General features: G+C 60.2%; 19 protein-coding genes. 9 read left to right on the top strand and 10 right to left on the bottom strand.

Annotation, left to right across the window (positions count from 1 at the left end; genetic code table 11):
• Positions 1 to 106 precede the first annotated feature (106 nt).
• The 6 genes from J2Y63_RS27455 to J2Y63_RS27480 all read left to right on the top strand — a co-directional run bounded on the left by J2Y63_RS27455 (position 107) and on the right by J2Y63_RS27480 (position 7110).
• Positions 107 to 508 carry a FixH family protein gene (locus J2Y63_RS27455; protein WP_435268689.1) on the top strand — a complete coding sequence of 134 codons (402 nt, stop codon included), beginning with the start codon at positions 107 to 109 and terminating at the stop codon, positions 506 to 508.
• Positions 509 to 510: 2 nt separating this feature from the next.
• Positions 511 to 1923, top strand: coding sequence for an efflux RND transporter periplasmic adaptor subunit (locus J2Y63_RS27460; RefSeq protein ID WP_435268690.1), 1413 nt, complete (start codon positions 511 to 513; stop codon positions 1921 to 1923).
• Entirely contained in the window at positions 1920 to 5093 is a 3174-nt protein-coding gene (locus J2Y63_RS27465) for an efflux RND transporter permease subunit (RefSeq protein ID WP_435268691.1), read from the top strand. The genes J2Y63_RS27460 and J2Y63_RS27465 overlap by 4 nt, the downstream gene beginning before the upstream one ends.
• A 2-nt stretch (positions 5094 to 5095) precedes the next feature.
• Positions 5096 to 5551, top strand: a complete 456-nt coding sequence (locus J2Y63_RS27470; protein WP_435268692.1) for a DUF411 domain-containing protein — start codon at positions 5096 to 5098, stop codon at positions 5549 to 5551.
• 98 nt (positions 5552 to 5649) lie between these two features.
• Positions 5650 to 6291, top strand: a complete 642-nt coding sequence (locus J2Y63_RS27475; RefSeq protein WP_435268693.1) for a DUF1326 domain-containing protein — start codon at positions 5650 to 5652, stop codon at positions 6289 to 6291.
• A 9-nt stretch (positions 6292 to 6300) separates the two neighbouring features.
• A complete protein-coding gene (locus J2Y63_RS27480) occupies positions 6301 to 7110 on the top strand; it encodes a DUF2182 domain-containing protein (RefSeq protein WP_435268694.1) in 810 nt (269 codons plus the stop codon).
• A 5-nt stretch (positions 7111 to 7115) separates the two neighbouring features.
• On the opposite strand, the gene J2Y63_RS27485 is transcribed toward J2Y63_RS27480, so the two are convergent.
• The gene (locus tag J2Y63_RS27485; RefSeq protein WP_435268695.1) at positions 7116 to 7634 is read right to left on the bottom strand and encodes a DUF6428 family protein; all 519 of its coding nucleotides are present in this window, start codon (positions 7632 to 7634) and stop codon (positions 7116 to 7118) included.
• A gap of 43 nt (positions 7635 to 7677) precedes the next feature.
• On the opposite strand from J2Y63_RS27485, the gene J2Y63_RS27490 reads away from it, so the two are divergent.
• A complete protein-coding gene (locus tag J2Y63_RS27490) occupies positions 7678 to 8046 on the top strand; it encodes an ArsR/SmtB family transcription factor (RefSeq protein WP_435268696.1) in 369 nt (122 codons plus the stop codon).
• The gene (gene arsK / locus J2Y63_RS27495) at positions 8015 to 9244 is read left to right on the top strand and encodes an arsenite efflux MFS transporter ArsK (RefSeq protein WP_435268779.1); all 1230 of its coding nucleotides are present in this window, start codon (positions 8015 to 8017) and stop codon (positions 9242 to 9244) included. The genes J2Y63_RS27490 and arsK overlap by 32 nt, the downstream gene beginning before the upstream one ends.
• Before the next feature lie 261 nt (positions 9245 to 9505).
• Here the strand turns inward: arsK and J2Y63_RS27500 are convergent, their stop codons facing one another.
• From J2Y63_RS27500 to J2Y63_RS27530, 7 genes are all read right to left on the bottom strand, one after another.
• Complete coding sequence (locus J2Y63_RS27500; protein ID WP_435268697.1) at positions 9506 to 10339, bottom strand: DMT family transporter; 834 nt, start codon at positions 10337 to 10339, stop codon at positions 9506 to 9508.
• A gap of 315 nt (positions 10340 to 10654) precedes the next feature.
• Positions 10655 to 11401, bottom strand: coding sequence for an arsenical resistance protein ArsH (gene arsH / locus J2Y63_RS27505; RefSeq protein WP_435268698.1), 747 nt, complete (start codon positions 11399 to 11401; stop codon positions 10655 to 10657).
• Positions 11358 to 11780, bottom strand: a complete 423-nt coding sequence (arsC, locus tag J2Y63_RS27510; RefSeq protein ID WP_435268699.1) for an arsenate reductase (glutaredoxin) — start codon at positions 11778 to 11780, stop codon at positions 11358 to 11360. The genes arsH and arsC overlap by 44 nt, the downstream gene beginning before the upstream one ends.
• A gap of 2 nt (positions 11781 to 11782) precedes the next feature.
• Positions 11783 to 12841 (bottom strand): ACR3 family arsenite efflux transporter, encoded by a 1059-nt coding sequence (gene arsB / locus J2Y63_RS27515; RefSeq protein ID WP_435268700.1) that lies wholly within the window; start codon positions 12839 to 12841, stop codon positions 11783 to 11785.
• On the bottom strand, positions 12841 to 13368 hold the full coding sequence (locus J2Y63_RS27520) for an arsenate reductase ArsC (protein ID WP_435268701.1): 528 nt from the start codon (positions 13366 to 13368) through the stop codon (positions 12841 to 12843). The genes arsB and J2Y63_RS27520 overlap by 1 nt, the downstream gene beginning before the upstream one ends.
• A gap of 15 nt (positions 13369 to 13383) precedes the next feature.
• Positions 13384 to 13824: an arsenic resistance N-acetyltransferase ArsN2 gene (gene arsN2 / locus J2Y63_RS27525; RefSeq protein ID WP_435268702.1), complete on the bottom strand. Its 441-nt coding sequence runs from the start codon at positions 13822 to 13824 to the stop codon at positions 13384 to 13386.
• Entirely contained in the window at positions 13821 to 14174 is a 354-nt protein-coding gene (locus tag J2Y63_RS27530; RefSeq protein ID WP_435268703.1) for an ArsR/SmtB family transcription factor, read from the bottom strand. The genes arsN2 and J2Y63_RS27530 overlap by 4 nt, the downstream gene beginning before the upstream one ends.
• 1090 nt (positions 14175 to 15264) lie before the next feature.
• Here J2Y63_RS27530 and J2Y63_RS27535 point away from each other — a divergent pair.
• Positions 15265 to 15486, top strand: a complete 222-nt coding sequence (locus J2Y63_RS27535; RefSeq protein ID WP_435268704.1) for a hypothetical protein — start codon at positions 15265 to 15267, stop codon at positions 15484 to 15486.
• Between the two features lie 218 nt (positions 15487 to 15704).
• On the opposite strand, the gene J2Y63_RS27540 is transcribed toward J2Y63_RS27535, so the two are convergent.
• Complete coding sequence (locus tag J2Y63_RS27540; protein ID WP_435268705.1) at positions 15705 to 17915, bottom strand: KAP family P-loop NTPase fold protein; 2211 nt, start codon at positions 17913 to 17915, stop codon at positions 15705 to 15707.
• Between the two features lie 172 nt (positions 17916 to 18087).
• Positions 18088 to 18573, bottom strand: coding sequence for a hypothetical protein (locus J2Y63_RS27545; protein ID WP_435268706.1), 486 nt, complete (start codon positions 18571 to 18573; stop codon positions 18088 to 18090).
• Between the last annotated feature and the right edge of the window lie 15 nt (positions 18574 to 18588).

Consider the following 18588-nt stretch of genomic DNA (forward strand, 5'->3'; position numbering starts at 1 on the left):
TTCACATCCTCTTCGATGATGACGCTGAACGCGGTGATGCTGCGGGCATGCGTGACCGGTATCAACAAGGTCGGACCTACGTCCGCCAGTATGAAGATGTGAAACCATGAACACCATTCGCACGAGCGCGAGGATCGCCCTCGCAACCCTTCTCCTTTCCACCTCCGCTCTCCCTGCCTTCGCCGGCGCCGCCGACTACGAGTTCCAGCCCGTTAAGACGGAACTGCCGCCCGGACCGGAGTCTGAATTCGCGGTGAAGATCGTCGACAAACGCACCGGCCAGCCCGTGGCTGATGCGGTGATTTTCGAAACCCGCCTCGATATGGCGCCCGACGGCATGGAGGCGATGACCTCCAAAGTCGACGCGCTGCCGACCGAGGAACCCGGCGTCTACCGCTTCAAGCTGAACCTGAGCATGGCCGGTGGCTGGCGCTTCAAGATGGCGGCAAAAATCCAGGGTGAGGAAGAGACGGCGCAGGGCGAAGTCATCCTCAAGGTCGGCGACTGACCATGCTCCGCGCCGCACTGATTACTGTTTCCCTCGCCGTGGCCGGCGGGGGAGGATACCTCGTGGGATCGGGCAAATCGCCGTTCGATCCCGCCACGGTCGCTGCATGGCTGCCGCCAGAATGGTCGGAGGCCACCGAGAAGCCGGAAGGCTCTGGGATGGTCATCTATTACCGGCATCCGGACGGAAGTCCCGACTATTCGGCCACGCCCAGGAAAACGTCGGACGGGCGTGACTTCGTGCCCGTCCGCGCGAGCGAGGACGTGAGCTTCGATGACACCGCAAAAACCACCGACAAGGCTGCGGACGCAGTCGCCTCGCAAGCCCGCAAAATCCTCTATTATCGCAACCCGATGGGCCTGCCGGACACCTCGAACGTGCCCAAGAGGGATTCCATGGGGATGGACTACATCCCGGTGTTCGAAGGCGTAGCCGATGATGACGGCACAACCGTCAAGGTCTCACTAGGCAAACTGCAGCGAACGGGCGTGAGGTCTGTGGAGGCGAAGCTCGCACCGATCTCGCGCACGATTCGGGTGCCGGGCACAATCCTGCTCGACGAGCGCCGCGTCAGCGTGGTGACCATGCGAACCGACGCCTTCATCGAGGCGGTGTCCGACGTCACCACGGGCGACAAGGTGCAAATGGGCGAACCGCTGTTTCAGTTCTATTCGAAGGATATCGCCGCCGCTGGCGCCGAGCTTGTGATCGGCCAGGATGCTGCAAACAAAGGCGGCGCACTCAAGCTTAGAAACTACGGCCTCTCATCCAAAGCAATCGACGCCATGCGCCAAAACCGGAAAGTGCCTGACAGGATCGCGTTCGAAACCCCGGTATCGGGCGTGATCCTCGAACGGCTGGCCACGCCGGGCATGATGGCAAGCGTCGGGCAGCCGTTGTTCCGCATCGCCGACACGTCCGAACTCTGGGTCGTCGCCGACGTACCCGAAAGCCAGTTCGATGCCGTGCGTGAGGGAGCGAGAGCGACCGTTTCGGTTCGCAGCCTGCCCGGCAAGCAGTTCGTGGGCAAGGTCGCGCTTGTCTATCCTGAACTCCGCACAGAGACCCGCACAGCCAAGGTTCGAATCGAAATCGCCAACCCGGACGGCGCGCTGCTGGCGAACATGCTGGCCGAGGTCGAAATTGAGAGCGGATCGCCGGCCCCGGTCGTAAGCGTACCGGAAACCGCGGTCATCGACAGTGGCGATCGGCAGATCGTGTTCATCGATCTGGGCGAGGGCCGTTTCGAGCCGCGCGACGTCAAGCAGGGCCTGCGCGGGAACAGGGAAATCGCGATCACGGAGGGGATCAAGCCCGGCGAGCGTGTCGTCGTTGCGGCCAACTTTCTGCTCGACGCCGAAAGCAACCTGACCTCCGCCCTCAATGCCATGACAGCTGAGGAGGCCAAGCCATGATCTCGAACCTCATCGCGTGGTCGGCGCGCAACCTGCTGCTTGTCATCGTCGGCGCGGCACTTGCCGTCGCCGGCGGCCTCTATTCGCTGCGCTCCTTGCCGCTCGACGCAATCCCCGATCTCTCGGATGTCCAGGTGATCGTCTTCACGGATTATCCGGGCCAGGCTCCGCAGGTGGTCGAGGATCAGGTCACCTATCCCCTGACGACGTCGATGCTGACGGTCCCGAAATCCAAGGTCGTACGTGGCTTCTCGTTCTTCGGTGTTTCGTTCGTTTACGTGATCTTCGAAGACGGGACCGATCCCTATTGGGCGCGCAGCCGGGTGCTCGAATATCTGAACGCGGCGGCAAGCCGGCTGCCGCGGGGCGTGACGCCCACGCTCGGACCGGACGCGACGGGCGTCGGCTGGGTTTACCAGTATGCGGTCGTCGCGAAGGAACTGTCGCTTGCGGAGCTACGGTCGCTTCAGGACTGGGTAGTGCGCTTCGCCGTCTCGAAGACCGAGGGTGTTGCCGAAGTGGCAAGTGTCGGCGGCTTCGTGAAGCAATACTCCATCGTCGTCGACCCCATCAGGCTCAAGGCGCAGGGTGTGTCACTCGAAGACATCGCCAATGCCGTGCGTTCGAGCAACCGCGACGTCGGCGGGCGAACGGTCGAGCTGTCGGAGTTCGAGTTCATGGTCCGCGGCCGTGGCTATCTCAAAGGCGTCGAAGACATCGAGAGCATCGGTCTCAGGAGCCAGGATGGTGTTCCGTTGCGCCTCTCTGACGTCGCCAGGGTTGAGGTTGCCGGCGACGAACGCCGCGGCATAGCCGAGCTGAATGGCGAGGGAGAGGTGGCAAGCGGCATCGTGCTCCAGCGTTTTGGTGAGAACGCCCTGACCGTTATCGACAATGCCAAGATGAATCTGGAAATCGCCGAAATGAGCCTGCCCGGCGGCGCGGAGATTGTGCCAGTTTATGATCGTTCGCGGCTGATCGAAGCGGCGATCGAGACCTTGAAGTCGACGCTGGTCGAAGAATCGATCGTCGTCGCGCTCGTGACTGTCGTCTTCCTGCTGCATGTCCGCAGTGCGCTGGTCGCGATCATCATGCTGCCTGTCGGCATCCTGATGGCCTTCATGGCAATGCGCGTGCTCGGGCTCGGCTCCAACATCATGAGCCTTGGCGGCATCGCGATTGCCATCGGCGCGATGATCGACGCTGCAATCGTCATGATTGAAAACGCCCACAAGCATCTCGAACGCGCGCCGCCCGACAAGCCACGAACCGAGGTGCTGGTTGACGCAGCGTCCGAAGTCGGCCCGGCGCTGTTCTTCAGCCTGCTGATCATCACCGTGTCATTCCTGCCGATCTTTACGCTGGAATCGCAGGAGGGGCGACTGTTCGGGCCTCTCGCCTTCACCAAGACCTTTGCGATGGCTGCTGCTGCGCTTCTCTCGGTTACATTGGTCCCCGCGCTGATGGTGATTTTTGTGCGCGGCCGGATCGTACCGGAACACCGCAACCCGGTGAACCGCGTGCTCATCTGGCTGTATCGTCCGATCATCTCCGGCGTGCTCAAGGCCAAGGTGCTGACGATCCTGCTGGCGCTGGGTATCCTCGCCGCCACGGCCTGGCCCACCCGGCAGATCGGCAGCGAGTTCATGCCCTCGCTGAACGAAGGCACGCTCATGTACATGCCGACGACCTTGCCGGGTCTCTCCGTCACCAAGGCGGCGGAGCTTCTGCAGACGCAGAACCGCATCATCAAGTCGTTCCCGGAGGTCGAGACCGTGTTCGGCAAAGCCGGGCGCGCCTTGACCGCGACCGATCCCGCACCGACAGAAATGTTCGAGACGATCATCACGCTGAAACCCCAGGATCAATGGCGGCCCGGCGTGACCGTCGACAGCCTCAAGCAGGAGATGGATGCGGCGCTGCAATTCCCCGGCGTGTCCAATGCCTGGACCATGCCGATCCGGGCGCGCATCGACATGCTCTCGACGGGCATCCGCACGCCTGTCGGGGTAAAAGTGTTCGGAACCGATCTCAAGGAAATGGAGCGCATCGCGCGCGACATCGAAACCACTCTCAAAACCGTGCCCGGTACGTCGTCGGCCTATGCCGAGCGCGTCATCGGCGGCTACTACCTCGACATCTTACCGAACCGCGACGCCTTGGCGCGTTACGGCCTGAGTGTCGGCGCCGTTCAGGACGTCATCGCCATGGCGCTCGGCTCGGAGAGTATCACCTCTACCATCGAGGGCCGGGAGCGATATAGCGTGGCGGTGCGCTATCCCCGCGCCTATCGCAGCGATCCGAAATCGATCGCCGAAGATGTGCAGGTCTCGCTGCCGGGTGGAGGTACAGTCCCGCTCGGCGAGGTCGCCAAGATTGAGCTTACCCGCGGCGCGACATCGATCCGCACCGAGAACGGACAGCTTGCCGTCTACGTATTCGTCGATATAGCCGGGCGTGATCTTGGCAGCTACGTTGCCGGTGCGCAAAAGGCCGTCGCCGAGCTCGTATCGATGCCGCCGGGTTATTCCGTCGCCTGGAGCGGCCAGTTCGAATATCTCGAACGGGCCAAAGCGCGGCTTTCCATCGTCGTACCGCTGACCCTCGCACTGATCTTCCTCTTGCTCTACCTCAACTTCGGCCGGCTGACGGAGACGCTGATCGTCATGCTGTCCTTGCCCTTCGCGCTGGTCGGCGGCATCTGGCTGATGTGGTGGCTCGGCTTCAACGCTTCCGTTGCCGTTGCCGTTGGCTTCATTGCGCTCGCCGGCGTCGCCGCCGAGACCGGCGTGATCATGCTGATTTATCTCGACCAGGCGCTCCAGGAGCAGAAGGAGACCTGCGAACGCGCAGGCCGCCGTTTCGGTCCCGCCGACTTGAACCATGCGATCATGGTCGGCGCGGTGGAGCGCCTGCGGCCGAAAATGATGACGGTCGTCGCCATCATGGCGGGCCTTGTTCCGATCCTCTGGAGCACGGGCACCGGATCGGAGATCATGCAGAGGATCGCCGTACCGATGATCGGCGGCATGGTCTCGTCGACCCTGCTCACCCTGATCGTCATTCCCGCCGTCTACGGCCTCGTAAAGGGGTTTGGGCTCGAGAAGACCGAGAAGCATCAACCTGCCGCGTCGGAGACCGTTCCCGCGCCGGCTCTTGAAGGAGCATGACCATGAAAAGAAGAGAGTTCATCGTGGCCCTGGCCGCCACCGCCGCGTTCCCCGTCACCACTGCATTCGCAGCGACGAATGCCGATATCTTGACGGTTCACAAAGACCCCAATTGCGGCTGCTGCTCTCTATGGGCGGACGCCTACGGGAAGGCGGGATATCGGGTGGAGATCGTCGAAGAGCGTGACCTGGTCTCCCTTAAACAGAAGCTCGGTGTGCCGCTGGATATCCAGGGCTGCCACACGGCGGTCTACCGCGGTCAGTTCCTCGAGGGTCATGTTCCCCTCGAAGCGACGCGGATGCTTGAAAGCAGAGCGGACCTTGCCGGGCTGGTCGTGCCGGGCATGCCGGCCGGATCGCTCGGCATGGGCGACGATCCCTCTGCCTCCTACGATGTGATCGGCGTCGGCAAGGACGGCAACACGTCGGTCTTCCTGGAGGTTCGGCCCAAGATCTGAGGTTGCTCCAGCTCGGCGCCGTCGCTCCGCCCTATCTAGCACCGTACTTTAGTGGTATCTGTAATGACGGTCATCGGGACCAGTTTCAGGAGGCTGACATGACGCCTTGGGAAATCGACGCGACGGAGGTCGCGAACTGCAATTGCAATTTTGGATGCCCGTGCCAGTTCAATTCGCTTCCGACCCACGGCAGTTGCGAAGCCGCCGTGGGCTTCATCGTGAGGAAGGGGCATTTTGGCGATGTCCGGCTGGACGGCGTGAAGTTTGCGCTGACAGCCAAATGGCCCGGTCCGATCCATCTTGGCAACGGAACGATACAGTTGGTCGTCGACACCACGCTCACGCCGGAGCAGCGGGAGGCCGTGGAGAAGATCGTCACGGGCAGCGACACCGAGGACATGGCGACCATGTTCTGGGTGTTCAGCAAGATGTCGCCGAACAAGCTCGAAACGCTGACGAAGCGGATTGACGCGCAAGTCGATGCGGAAGCGCGAACGGGATATGTGCGGGTGGCGGACGTATTCGATCTTGGCGTCGAGCCGATCCGCAATCCGGTAACGGGTGCGGAGCATCGGGCACGCATCAACCTGCCACACGGCTTCGAGTATCGCGTGGCGGAAATGGCCAGCGGCACCACGCGGACATCCGGGGCGATCTCGCTTGAACGGAACAAAGGAACGCATGCCCATATCTGCCGGGTTTACATGAACGGGCAGGGCGTCATCGATCACGCCGCATAGGGGTTCGCCATGGGCCTGTCGACACTTGAAGGTCTGCTTGCCCGCGATCGCCTGATCGTCACGATCTCGTTGATGAGCGTCGTGGCACTTTCCGCCGCCTATATTCTGGCGGGCGGCGGAACGGGCATGTCGTCGCTCGATATGTCGAGAGAGACAGGTCCGGCCGGTGCGCTTATCGCCGGAACGCCGGATATGGTCGGTCCGATGATCTGGACGCCCGGCTATGCCCTCGTTATCTTCGTCATGTGGTGGCTGATGATGGTGGCCATGATGGTTCCCAGCGCCGCGCCGGTCGTTCTGCTCTACGGGGCGCTTAACCGGGACCGCGGCGTTCGGCGCGCGCTTGAATTCCTCCTCGGCTATCTCGCGGTATGGGCGGGATTCAGCGCGGCTGCGACCCTCGTGCAAGGGGCTTTGTCGGCAGGTGGGCTTGTTTCCGCCATGTACATGAACCTGGCAACGACCTATCTCGCCGCAGCGGTGTTCATCGGCGCCGGACTTTATCAGCTGTCGCCGTTGAAAGCCGCTTGTCTGGATTTCTGTCGCAGTCCGGTCGAGGCGCTCACCCGCCATCGACGCAGCGGGCACGCGGCGGCGTTCCGGATGGGGCTCATCCATGGCGGCTATTGTCTCGGCTGCTGCTGGGCATTGATGGCGCTGCTGTTTGTCGGCGGCGTCATGAACATCTGGTGGATAACCGGTATCGCTCTCTATGTCGCGACCGAGAAACTTGCTCCCGGCGGAAAACGTGTCGCGCAGGTGATGGCGATCGTTCTGATCGCCGGCGGCCTGACGCTGCTTATCGGATCGACAGTCTGAATGTCTCAGGCGCAGCACTTTGAACTGGTAGGCGCCATGAGCCCACAGCAGGCAGCCTTCGCCTTCTCTTCGGTCAGCCAACGATCGCGCGGCTTGCAGCTCGACGGACGGGCGGTCAGAGCCACCTCGAACCGGTCTCCAGCGAGGCGTGGGGAGGATGCGCAATAGAGCGCCATCGGCCGGTCTCCATCGCTAACCTCGAAGGTGAGCTTGGCCGTCGGGTCAAGCTGAACGTGATCCGAAACTTTCCGGATGATCGCCGAAAACTTGCCGGCGGGCATATGGCTCCTGCCGTCTTCGGCGATATCCCAGAGTTGGACGAACATCTCCGACCAGGCTTCTGGATTGGCGCCACAGTCGAGTGCCGAAAACGCGCCTGCTTTGACCTCGGTGACATGATAGCCAGCCTGCACCGGCCGACCTTCGTAGAGAAACACCAGCGACGCCTCCGGTGCAGCGGCGAGGTCATCAAGAAGCTGGCCAAGCGTGATGTCGGAAGAAAGGGCCTTGTCGATCGCGTTCATGTACGTTACTCCTTCGGTTCAATGATTCAAGGATTATTGAAGCATGGACGAACGTCAAGCCCTCTCATCCTTTGCGGCCCTGTCGCAAGAAACGCGCCTCGCCATCGTTCGCATTCTGGTGGTTGCGGGTCCCCAGGGTCTTGCCGCGGGGCTGATCGCTGAACGCATGGGCGTCTCGCCATCGAATGTGTCGTTCCACCTGAAGGAACTGGAGCGCTCGGGCCTGATCACGCAGCGACGTAAATCTCGATCGATTGTCTACAGTGCCAGCTACGATGCCTTGGCCGATCTCGTTAAGTTCCTGATGAATGACTGTTGTGCAGGTCATCCCGTCATCCGCGAGAGCGTCGAGCGTTCCGATAATTGCTGCAAGCCGAATGATGCCCGGAGCGAGGGCGACGTCCTTGCGTGATCGGAATGTACCTGTCGGCATCGTCGCCGCACTCGGCCTGACCCAAATCATCGGTTATGGCAGCCTCTACTACAGCTTCAGCATCCTCGCGCCCGGTATGGCGAAGGATCTTGGCCTTACCGTTTCGCAGGTCTTCGCCGTCTTCTCCGCATCACTGTTCGTTGGCGGCTTGTCAGCGCCGTATATTGGTCGGCAGATGGATCGCATCGGCGCGGCCATGGTAATGGCGATCGGCTCTGCTGTTTCCGCGCTGACCTTGATCTTCTGTGCGTGGTCGCCGTCGGTAGCAGTCTTCGCGTTGGCCATCGTCCTACTCGAGATATCCTCGGGAATGGTCCAGTATCAGGCCGCGTTCGCAGCGCTGGTGGAGGCTGATGCACGATCCGCATCGCGAAGCATCACTTATCTCACGCTTATCGCCGGTTTTGCCTCCACGATCTTCTGGCCGATCGCCACTGCGCTGCTCGGCTATCTTTCCTGGCGTGAGATCTACCTCGTCTATGCCGGGCTCAATCTTCTCGTCTGCATGCCACTCCACTTCTGGATCATGCGGAAGGGGAGGGTTGCCGCGGCAGGTGGACAGAGGTCCATACGTGAGCCTGTCATTGGCGCAATCCCGCGCGAACGGCGCCGCGGCGCTGTGCTGATCGTCTCGGCCGCATTCGCGCTTCTGGGCTTCACCCTGGGGGCGATTTTGGCGCATATGGTGCCAATGCTCGGTGCGCTCGGTCTTGGAAGTGCGGCTGTCGTCATCGGCGCTCTGTTTGGCCCAGCGCAGGTCCTCAGCCGGCTGATCAACATGGTTTTCGGCACGCGCCTCGCGCCGCCAGGTCTCGCCGTCGTGTCCGCAGCACTCATGGTCCTAAGCGTTATCATCCTGGCGCTGTCCGGCAATTGGCTTCCGGGTGCGGTTGCCTTCTCGATTTGCCTCGGTCTGGGATCGGGCATCAACAGCATCGCCCAAGGCAGTTTGCCTCTCTATCTGTTCGGCTCGGATGGGTACGGCGCTCTCACCGGCAAGATGGCGGCAGCGAGACTGGTTGCAGGCGCCGCAGCACCCTTCGCCTTTGCGGCGACGATGGAGCAATTCGGCATAGGCGCGTCACTCGTTCTAAGCGCGGCCCTCGGCTCAATCGGCATTGCCGCGTTCGTCGCGGTCGCGATGGCGACGAAGCAGAGCTCCGTCGCCAAATCCTAGAAGGTCAAACTGAACGAAGCGGCGCACGAACGCATCAACAAGTCGATCGTCTCGCCGCGTGAGCACCTCATTGTTTATGTTTAGCTTTGCTCCTCTTGTCGACTTCAGACGCTGATTTCCGGGTAAGCCCGATATCATCAAGTTGATGCTCGTCGAGCATAGATAGTGGTTGGGATCGTCCCGAGATGCCGCTGCGTGCTGCTGGATTGGCAACACGCTCCTGGGTATCTTGCCGCAGAACCCTTATGGCCGCGCCGACAATCAGAGCCGCTCCCAACCACTGTAGCGGGGCGAGACGCTCCCCAAGAAGATGAGTGATCCGACCACCCCAAAGACTGGGATGAGATTGAAGAAGCTTCCGGCTACGCTTGCAGGCATCGACCGGAGTGCGTGCAGGTAGAGCCAATAGGCGAGCGCGTAGTAGAGAAGCCCTGAAAGAACGATCGTCGTCACATCCTGGAGAGGAACAGCGTTCACGTCCGGTAGGCTTAAGGACCGCAATTCGAAGGGCCAGATCGCAAGAACCCATCCAAGCGCCACAGTCTGCTGAACAGCGACCGTGAATAACGGATCAGCTGCAAGATTGCGCGCGAGGATAGTATAGATCGCACAGCAGAGCACGCCGGCCAGGATCAGGGCTGAACCAGGGTTCACCATCGAGGACGAAGCGCCACTCGCTATTCCGTTCACAAGCATAACACCACAGGTCGCGACGGCAACGAGGCTGATAAGCTGACGATCGATCCTCTCCCTAAGGAATGCCCAGGCAAGACCAACGATGAGGATCGGTTCAAATGCCCAAAGCAAGGTGGCGACGCTCGCACTGGTCTCTGCAAGGCCAAACATGCTGAACGTGTATGCCCATCCGGGATTTAGGAGGCCAAGCAGCGCTATGGACGGCAGCATGCGAGTAGGTGGAATTCTTGACCGGCTGAAAACGACTGCCAACCAGAGAGCGATCACGCTCGGGGCAAGTTGAAAAACGAGAATTGTGATAGGCGGAAACGACGAAAGGAGTGTCTTGCTGAGGATGGTACCGATCGCCCAGCACAGGCACGCCCCCACGATCGCTGAACGCGATGAGAGCGAGAACATAGGAATCTCCAAGAAAGGTTCAAACGACGGTAGCGAGACGCTAATAACTAGGCGTCGTCGTCACACCGATCGTAAGAGGGCCTTCTCTGGGGACGTTTGCTCATCTCACCATGGACATCTGTGGTCGTTACGTGTCCCGCAAATTCGAGTGAACCAATCTGCGGGTTCCTTATATCATGCTGCGTGGGGATCGAACAAATCGCTTTGCAGAAGCAATTCGACCGTTTCTGCGCATGCTATGCGCGTCGTATGGAGCGGTTCGACCCAGGCACAATGGCTCTTTGCGAGCGAAGTCCCGGCGCCGCTCCTTTCATGTCAAATTGACCGCAGTGACACGCGCTTCTCCAACTCCGACGCCTGTTCCTTGCGCTCGCTGTAGCGATCAGTCAGGTAGGCGGATGCGTCACGCGTCAGCAGGGTGAACTTCACCAGTTCCTCGCAGACGTCGACGACCCTGTCATAGTAGGACGAGGGCTTCATCCGACCGTCGGCGTCGAACTCCTGATAAGCTCTGGCGACCGAGGACTGGTTGGGAATGGTGATCATCCGCATCCAGCGACCGAGAATACGCATCTGGTTGACAGCATTGAAGGACTGGCTGCCGCCGGAGACTTCCATAACGGCAAGTGTCCTGCCCTGCGTGGGGCGAACCGATCCGACCGAAAGCGGAATCCAGTCGATCTGCGACTTCATGATGCCGGTCATCGCGCCGTGGCGTTCCGGGCTCACCCAGACCTGGCCTTCCGACCATTGGGAGAGATCGCGCAGTTCCTGCACCTTCGGATGGCTTGTGGGCGCTTCGTCGGGTAGCGGCAGACCCTTAGGGTCGAACATGCGAACCTCGCATCCGAGCCGCTCGAGCAGCCGACGGGCTTCGAACGCGAGAAGGCGACTATACGAGACTTCGCGTAGCGAGCCGTAGAGGATCAGAATACGCGGCTTGTGCGTCGAGAATGCCGGGCGCAGGGCATCGATATCTGTCGAATGCAGATGATCGCCCTGCAGTGCTGGGAATGTGTCAGGCAATGCGCTTTCCTTCCTGGTCGAGGACCTGCTCTCCATCTTCCTTGAAGAACGGTCCGTCGAATGTCTCCGGCAGGATGTCGAGCGCAGCTTCGGAAGGGCGGGCGAGCCTGGTGCCGAGCGGTGTCACAACGAACGGGCGGTTGATAAGGATCGGCATCTCGATCATTGCGTCGAGCAGTTGGTCGTCGGTCAGGACCGGATTGTCGAGCCCGAGTTCGGCATAGGGCGTGCCCTTCTCGCGAATGGCTTTCCGGACCGTCAGGCCAGCATCCGCGATCATCGTCGCGAGCTGCTCGCGCGTCGGCGGGGCCTGAAGATACTCGACGACGGTTGGTTCGATCCCAGCGGCGCGGATCAGCGCCAGCGTATTGCGGGACGTCCCGCAGGACGGATTGTGGTAGATCGTGGCGTCCATGGTCAATGCCTTTCGGTGATGGTGGTTCGGGATACGGACGGCGCGGCCTCGTACCAGTCCTTCGAGCGGTTCACGATCCAGACGACCGAGAGCATGACCGGAACCTCGATGAGAACGCCGACGACAGTGGCTAGTGCTGCACCAGACTGGAAGCCGAACAGGCTGATGGCGCTCGCGACGGCTAGCTCGAAGAAGTTGGAGGCGCCGATAAGCGCCGACGGCCCAGCGACGCAATGGCGCTCGCCGGACATGCGGTTCAGGATGTAGGCGAGACCCGAATTGAAGTAGACCTGGATCAGGATCGGCACGGCGAGCAAGCCGATGATGGCCGGCTGGGCGATGATCTGCTCACCCTGGAACGCGAAGAGAAGAACCAGCGTCGCGAGGAGCGCCAACAGCGAGATCGGTTGGAGTTTTGCGAGCGTGCGGTCCAGCGCCCCTGTCGTCCCGTCGGCGGTGAGGCGGTGCCTGATGATCTGCGCGATGACAACGGGCACGACGATGTAAAGGGCGACCGAGAGAACAAGCGTGTCCCAGGGCACTGTGATGGCGGAGAGACCGAGCAGCAGTCCGACGATCGGCGCGAAGGCCACGACCATGATCGCATCGTTAAGCGCAACCTGGGAGAGGGTGAACAGCGGCTCGCCACGCGTCAAGTTGCTCCAGACGAACACCATTGCCGTGCAGGGGGCGGCGGCCAGGATAATCAGTCCGGCGATGTAGGAGTCGATCTGGTCCGTGGGAAGATAGGGGCGGAACAACCAACCGATGAAGAGCCAACCGAGCAGCGCCATGGAGAATGGCTTGACAGCCCAGTTGATGAACAATGTCACGCCGATGCCGCGCCAGTAGGTGCCGACCTGCGCTAGTGAGCGGAAATCGATCTTCAGCAGCATCGGAATGATCATCAACCAGATCAGGATCGCGACGGGGATGTTCACCTTGGCGACCTCGGCCGCGCCGATGATCTGAAAGAGACCGGGCATGACATGGCCGAGGGCAACACCGACGATAATGCACAGGAATACCCAGATGGTCAGATAGCGTTCGAACGTGGACATCAGGCGGACTTTCCCTGCGGCGACGTCGAACCTTCCATCGCACCGATCTGGCGAAGTTTCGTTTCGAGCGCCATTTGATCGATGGATGCCAGCGGCAGGCTGACAAAAGCTGCGATCCGGTTCTTGAGGAAACGCGCGGCTTGAGCGAAGGCACGCTGGATCTCGACGTCCGAGCCCGTGACGGCGGCAGGGTCCTCGACACCCCAATGAGCGGTCATCGGATGGCCGATCCAGACCGGGCAGGCTTCGCCGGCGGCGCTGTCGCAGACGGTGAAGATGAAATCCATCTGCGGCGCGCCGGGTTCTGCGAACACGTCCCAGCTCTTCGATGAGAAGCCCGTCGATGGATAGCCTAACGCTTCCAGCTCCTTCAGCGCATGCGGATTGACTTCGCCCTTCGGCTGGCTGCCGGCGGAGAAGGCTTTAAACCGTCCGCCGCCCTCCTTGTTGAGGATGGATTCGGCGAGAATAGAACGAGCGGAATTGCCCGTGCAGAGGAACAGCACGTTGTAGGTCTTATCGGTCATGGTCGTGGTCCGTGGTTAGGTCGGCGGCTTGATAAGCTTCATGATCGTCGCCGATGATGGACAGATGGAGGAAAGCTGACGCGTCGCCAGCACGGCTGCGGGAATGCTGTCCGGCTGGACTTCAGAAAATCCGATGCGCATGAAGAACGGTGCTGCACTCGTCGTGGCAAGGAAGACGTCGCCGGCTTGATCGAGACCCGCCACCGCCCGCTCGACCAAAACGCTGCCCAGTCCTTGCCCTCGATGATCGGGAAGCACGACGACCGAACGGAGGAGAAAGTCATCACCGCAGCGCTCGACACCGAGGAAACCGATAGCCCGGCCATCCGATGACCGCGCCCTGAAGAAGGTCCGGCCGTGATCCTCGATGTCATCCGTTGGCAGATGCGCCGCCGTCAAGGCTGCCTTGAGGCCAGCGTCGTTGCCCTCAATCTGCTCCAACCTGATCGCGCTCATGACAACTTCGCCTCCGGGGCGCAGCAGGGCGTCAACTCGGCGATGAGCGGGGCGCAAAGCTCCGTCGATCCGCCGCAGCAGTCCTTCAGCAGGAATAGCGTCAGCTCACGCAGGCCGTTGAGGTCTGCCCGGTAGATGATCGACCGGCTTTGCCGCTCGCTCGTGACCAGGCCGGCCCGCGACAGCGTCGCGAGATGCGCCGACATGGTGTTCTGCGGCACGTCGATGAGGCGCGCGAGTTCGCCCGCTGGGATGCCATCGGGCTCGTGCCGCACGAGCAGTCGGAAGGTCTCGAGCCGCGTGCTCTGGGCGAGCGCACCAAGCGCCGCTATTGCTAGATTATTATCCATAAATCCAGAATAAAGGATATGTTTCCGATGTCAATCCATGCGATGAATTGATGCCGCGGTTGGCGCCACGGCATCATGGGGCGCAATGCTCAAAGCTGGACGAGGGACAACAGCGAAGCGTCATCCGCCCTGTACCTGTGGTATGCTACTCCTTCGAAGGGTTTAAGCTTCGCGCGCGCCGCTTCCTTGTTGGCAAGATGGGCATGAAGACGTAGCTGGGGTCGACTGTGTAGAAACGGTTCCAATCCATAGATGTTTCCCCTCGAGGCGGCGGCGGACCGGCGCTGTCGGCACCATGTCCCTGTCCTGCGACGGCGATCGCGGCTCCTGAAACGAAGAAGGGCGCTCGACCCTTTCGGCGAGCGCCCTTTTTGACCCGGACGACCATGAACGCGCGACGGAACACCATCGAGCAGGCAGTCATCGATTACGCGCAGTGCCCGTGAAATGGGGGGAGGGCGTCGAGAATTCAAGACTGCCTAGATCGTGCGACCCAACTGATAAACCCAGGCAGTCATCGCAGATTCCGCAGCCATCGTCGCCCATGGGCTGGTCGGCTCGCTCGCAGTATAGGCACACGGTCTTACATAGGGTGCGATTCGTGGTTCGCGTCGGAGCCAAGATTTCCAACGCATCGTCCAACGCGGACTTGATGGCGACGTTCTTCATCGTCGGGTTCTCCGTTGACCTCCGTTGAAAGAGATAGGAACTCGGATGCGCCGTGCAATGGCGAGCGCTCGCGATAAAGACCGCTTCGTGCGCCGCGGAGCTGGGCGTCCCTCATGCCTTTTCTCGCGCCCGGAGGGACAGGTATGGCGTATGCGCGCTGCCATCGGAAAACTCGACGACGCATATCCCTTCGATAGCTTCGGCGTCTTCGACCGCCGCCGGGAAATGCGTGACTGTGCGTGAAGGAGAAGCGCATTCGACCGAACCTCGTGACCATGTGCTGCGAAGACAATACATAGCGCCGGCCTGGAATCCGTGAGAGAGTTCAGTAAGTCTCAGAGGTGGCCAATGGCGTCCGGGAGATTAGGCCTATGCCAACTGGCCGAAAGACAAGTTGTTGAAGCATGGTCCGGACCTTCCCATGGAAGAGCGCATCCGCCGATATCAGCACAACTTCCGCACGATCCGGGAGGCTGGTTGCGCAGTGCCCACGACGGCCATGGCCGACACGCTCGATCCAGCCGAGATCGAGATATGGTTTGCGGATAACGCGTTCAACATCGAGCGCATCAAGCAGGTCATGAAGGCAGTCGCGGAATTGCCGGATGACACGTTGCTGCCGTCGCCGCTTACCAAGCGGTAAAATAGTTCCTTCGACGTGATGTTGCCATTATATTTCAATAGGTTAGTTCCATAATAGAACTTATGCGATATGTTATAACATAACATTTGGCGCTCGATTCTCACTCCACCCAAGGTGGCATGCTAGTTCGCCTAAACGCCTGTTTCGGTAGTAATCTCCAGCGGACCAGAGCGCAATCCTGATGAATTTCGGTTTGCACTCTCTCGAATTCGGCAGGGTCAGTCACCTGGTTCTCTGCCCTGCTCCAAAGCTTCACGTATCTCCGCGATATTCGAGACCATGCTGTCGCTTATCTTTTCCTTCTCAAGCCGGTCTAACCGTGCCAGCGTTTGATCCCAATCGAGGAAGTAGGACACCGACGTCTTGCGTAGCGGATAATAGACCCGATCGCTCATACTCCAGCTGCGTATCTGGAGCAGGTACTTCACGAAGTTCGCATCATCCACCGTGTATTCCGCCACCCATTGCATGGGAGCGTCTTTCCCGGACATATCGAGCCAGCCGAATAGCAAATAAGCGAGATGGGGTGCATCCCGTAACTCAAGTCGTGTCGCCGGATCAGCCAAGCGGCGTTCCAATATCAGCTTGGCAGCATCGAGCTGTTCATCGGTCAAAGCATGCATCTGTTGAGGCTGGGCGCGATCCCCGACGCGGCCATGGTATTGCAGCTCCGTTCGATACAGTTCCCCGATGAGCCACCCCAAAGACCGGGTTTCTGTCCATAGCCTTTCGAGCGTCGTGGATGCGATTTCGGGGTTTAGGGAGCGGAGCTGTTTTATCGCCTCGCGAATGTTGTTCTGGGCCGTCTGGCCAATCCCGAACATTGAGGGACGGATATGATCGGCCGTGTTGAGCATGTCCAGCATCACGTCGCTGATCCCGAGAATATAGCCCTGGATCTGCTTGGCCGACAGGCGTCTCCATTGATGGTAGTCGAATTGGTCGATGATGTATTCAAACCAGCTTTTCCCAAGTGGCCGGCGTTCGTCGATATATTGGCGAAGGCGGACTTTCAGGCCGTTAATGTCTTTCTCTGCAAGGGCCAAAAGCGCACGATACTGCTCATCGGGGAGCACGGTTTTCGGGCCGGTCAATGCGAAATAAAACCTGTAGTGCTGCGGGCTCGCGAGCCGTTTCAGTTCCCATATCGAGCTTCGTTCCTTATCGGATTCCGTGCTGAAGACGGTGTCCTTCGCCGTCTCGGCCGCGCGAACGCTCGGGATGAAACGTCGCAGCCCCCATATCGAGCGGGCTGAGGTAGCATCCTCGGAAGGAAGCAGGCTTTTCAACTCTGTTCCAAGTGTTGTTCTCTCGTCTTCTTCAATCAGCGCATCACCCGTGGTGAGGACTGATCGAAGCGACAGATATTTCTCCAACCATGCATATAGTGGTGGATTGAGTATCTTAATGAGATTTATGCGGCAGATGTCCGGAAAATACACCTGTTCGGTCAGATTAGCGTATGCGAACCGGATACCGTTGAGAACCAGTTTTACTTCGCGAGGTGTCCGGAGAGCCTGCCCCTCACGGTCGATCGCTAGCCGCAACTCGTCCAGTTCGTCCAGCGACAGTGACCGCTTATTGATCTCCTCGTAGATCGCCAATGCCTTCTGACGGAGCGACAATCGAAGATCGAACGGCTCAGGGAGGGGGATAGCAAAGGTCAGTTGCACGACCTTCTGGAGAAAGAGATCGCCATTCGTCACATCAAGGCCGACCTGAAGTGCATGGGCGAGGACGGCGCGGTCGTAGCACATGACATAAGCGACTTTCGGGAAGTCAGCGACAGATCGGACGAGACGGACGACCTCCACGGCTTGTGCCGGCTCAAGGCGGTCGAGGTCGTCGATCAGCACGAGGAAGCGGATATTTAGGGATTTCAGACGATCGGAGATCGCTTTCTTCAGATCTGCATCGGTCGGTGCTTTTCCAAATTTTTCTAGAAAACCTGCGCCAAGATCGAGACCCTCGCCAGCCGCGGTGGCGAATGGCAGCACCAACCCGGCAATCTTGGCAAGTGGCGAGATTCCGCGCCCTGTCTTCGCAGCATACTCACGAAGCAAGTTGCCGTACTTTATCGCCCTCTTCTTGTTCCAGCCCCAGCCAGAGCTTCGTGCATCTTCTAATGTATCGAGCACAGCGGCCATAGCTTCGATCAAGGTGCGGACAAGGCTGGAACCGTCACCGCTCAACCATGGGGCAATGCTGATGATATGGAGGTTCTGTGTCTCGAGCCTCGCCAGTTCCTTCTGGAGTAGATTCATCATGGTGGACTTGCCCGAGCCCCACGGACCTTCGATCCCGATGACCATCCCATCGCCGCCTGTCGCGGCAACTAATGAAGGCGCGAGCTTCTTTGCAATGCCGGCGAAGCCGAATTCATCTTGCTCTTCGCTTTCGAGTGCGCGATCAGAATCCGGGTATAGCATGTTTATATCCTGGGTTGTTCTCCCGAGCATGCTTCACACAAGTGTCGGCGGCTGCCAATTCCTAATTTCAGAAAACAAACGCCACCAAACCGGAGCCGAAGCCGCGCGTTATCACGCCTATTTGGTCAGCGGGGCTTGCCGCGCCAGGCATAAGAACGCCATGGAGGGTACGCTATTTTATCGGCTTGCAGATCAACGGCCGAAGCTCCTGCGTGATCACGCCGGTCTTCGGCGCCAGCATCGCGCCGATCCAGTTGTCGGAACCCCCTCCTGTCCCGTCGGCCGGTGAAAGCCAGATCACCTCGTTCGTATCGAGTTCAATCTTCACCTCGCTCCCAATCGGGCTGCCGGCCACCGTCTGGACATAGTGGCGCTTGATCGGATGAACCGTGCCCTTCCGATCCGCCAGGCTGTTTTGGCGATAGTCCAGGTTGAGTTCACCCTCCTCCGCGGCCGTCAAGCAATCAACCGAACGCTCGCACCGGATGACAGACGAGAACGTGCAGGTCCAGGCCAGGCTCGTCGGCCACATCGGGTTCTCGCCTGCATGGGCCGTCGAAGCTATCACGAGGAAAACGGAAGCAGCAAAAGACTTCATGCCGGCAATACCCCGATATCGCGCCGGCAGCCTTTCGGCGCATCCGGCGATCAATTTCATCGGGGCGAGAAACTA

It is taken from the genome of Shinella sp. BE166, assembly GCF_051201095.1.
Classification (GTDB): domain Bacteria; phylum Pseudomonadota; class Alphaproteobacteria; order Rhizobiales; family Rhizobiaceae; genus Shinella; species Shinella lacus.

Bases quoted from the DNA above. Each gene is read 5' to 3' on its own strand.
- J2Y63_RS27480 (WP_435268694.1), top strand. From the start codon at position 6,301: ATGGGCCTGTCGACACTTGAAGGTCTGCTTGCCCGCGATCGCCTGATC.
- J2Y63_RS27465 (WP_435268691.1), top strand. From the start codon at position 1,920: ATGATCTCGAACCTCATCGCGTGGTCGGCGCGCAACCTGCTGCTTGTC.
- J2Y63_RS27490 (WP_435268696.1), top strand. From the start codon at position 7,678: ATGGACGAACGTCAAGCCCTCTCATCCTTTGCGGCCCTGTCGCAAGAA.
- arsB (WP_435268700.1), bottom strand. From the start codon at position 12,841: ATGTCCACGTTCGAACGCTATCTGACCATCTGGGTATTCCTGTGCATT.
- J2Y63_RS27500 (WP_435268697.1), bottom strand. From the start codon at position 10,339: ATGTTCTCGCTCTCATCGCGTTCAGCGATCGTGGGGGCGTGCCTGTGC.
- J2Y63_RS27535 (WP_435268704.1), top strand. From the start codon at position 15,265: ATGGAAGAGCGCATCCGCCGATATCAGCACAACTTCCGCACGATCCGG.
- J2Y63_RS27455 (WP_435268689.1), top strand. From the start codon at position 107: ATGAACACCATTCGCACGAGCGCGAGGATCGCCCTCGCAACCCTTCTC.
- J2Y63_RS27520 (WP_435268701.1), bottom strand. From the start codon at position 13,368: ATGACCGATAAGACCTACAACGTGCTGTTCCTCTGCACGGGCAATTCC.
- arsC (WP_435268699.1), bottom strand. From the start codon at position 11,780: ATGGACGCCACGATCTACCACAATCCGTCCTGCGGGACGTCCCGCAAT.
- arsN2 (WP_435268702.1), bottom strand. From the start codon at position 13,824: ATGAGCGCGATCAGGTTGGAGCAGATTGAGGGCAACGACGCTGGCCTC.
- arsK (WP_435268779.1), top strand. From the start codon at position 8,015: ATGCCCGGAGCGAGGGCGACGTCCTTGCGTGATCGGAATGTACCTGTC.
- arsH (WP_435268698.1), bottom strand. From the start codon at position 11,401: ATGGAGAGCAGGTCCTCGACCAGGAAGGAAAGCGCATTGCCTGACACA.
- J2Y63_RS27540 (WP_435268705.1), bottom strand. From the start codon at position 17,915: ATGCTATACCCGGATTCTGATCGCGCACTCGAAAGCGAAGAGCAAGAT.
- J2Y63_RS27485 (WP_435268695.1), bottom strand. From the start codon at position 7,634: ATGAACGCGATCGACAAGGCCCTTTCTTCCGACATCACGCTTGGCCAG.
- J2Y63_RS27545 (WP_435268706.1), bottom strand. From the start codon at position 18,573: ATGAAATTGATCGCCGGATGCGCCGAAAGGCTGCCGGCGCGATATCGG.
- J2Y63_RS27460 (WP_435268690.1), top strand. From the start codon at position 511: ATGCTCCGCGCCGCACTGATTACTGTTTCCCTCGCCGTGGCCGGCGGG.
- J2Y63_RS27475 (WP_435268693.1), top strand. From the start codon at position 5,650: ATGACGCCTTGGGAAATCGACGCGACGGAGGTCGCGAACTGCAATTGC.
- J2Y63_RS27470 (WP_435268692.1), top strand. From the start codon at position 5,096: ATGAAAAGAAGAGAGTTCATCGTGGCCCTGGCCGCCACCGCCGCGTTC.
- J2Y63_RS27530 (WP_435268703.1), bottom strand. From the start codon at position 14,174: ATGGATAATAATCTAGCAATAGCGGCGCTTGGTGCGCTCGCCCAGAGC.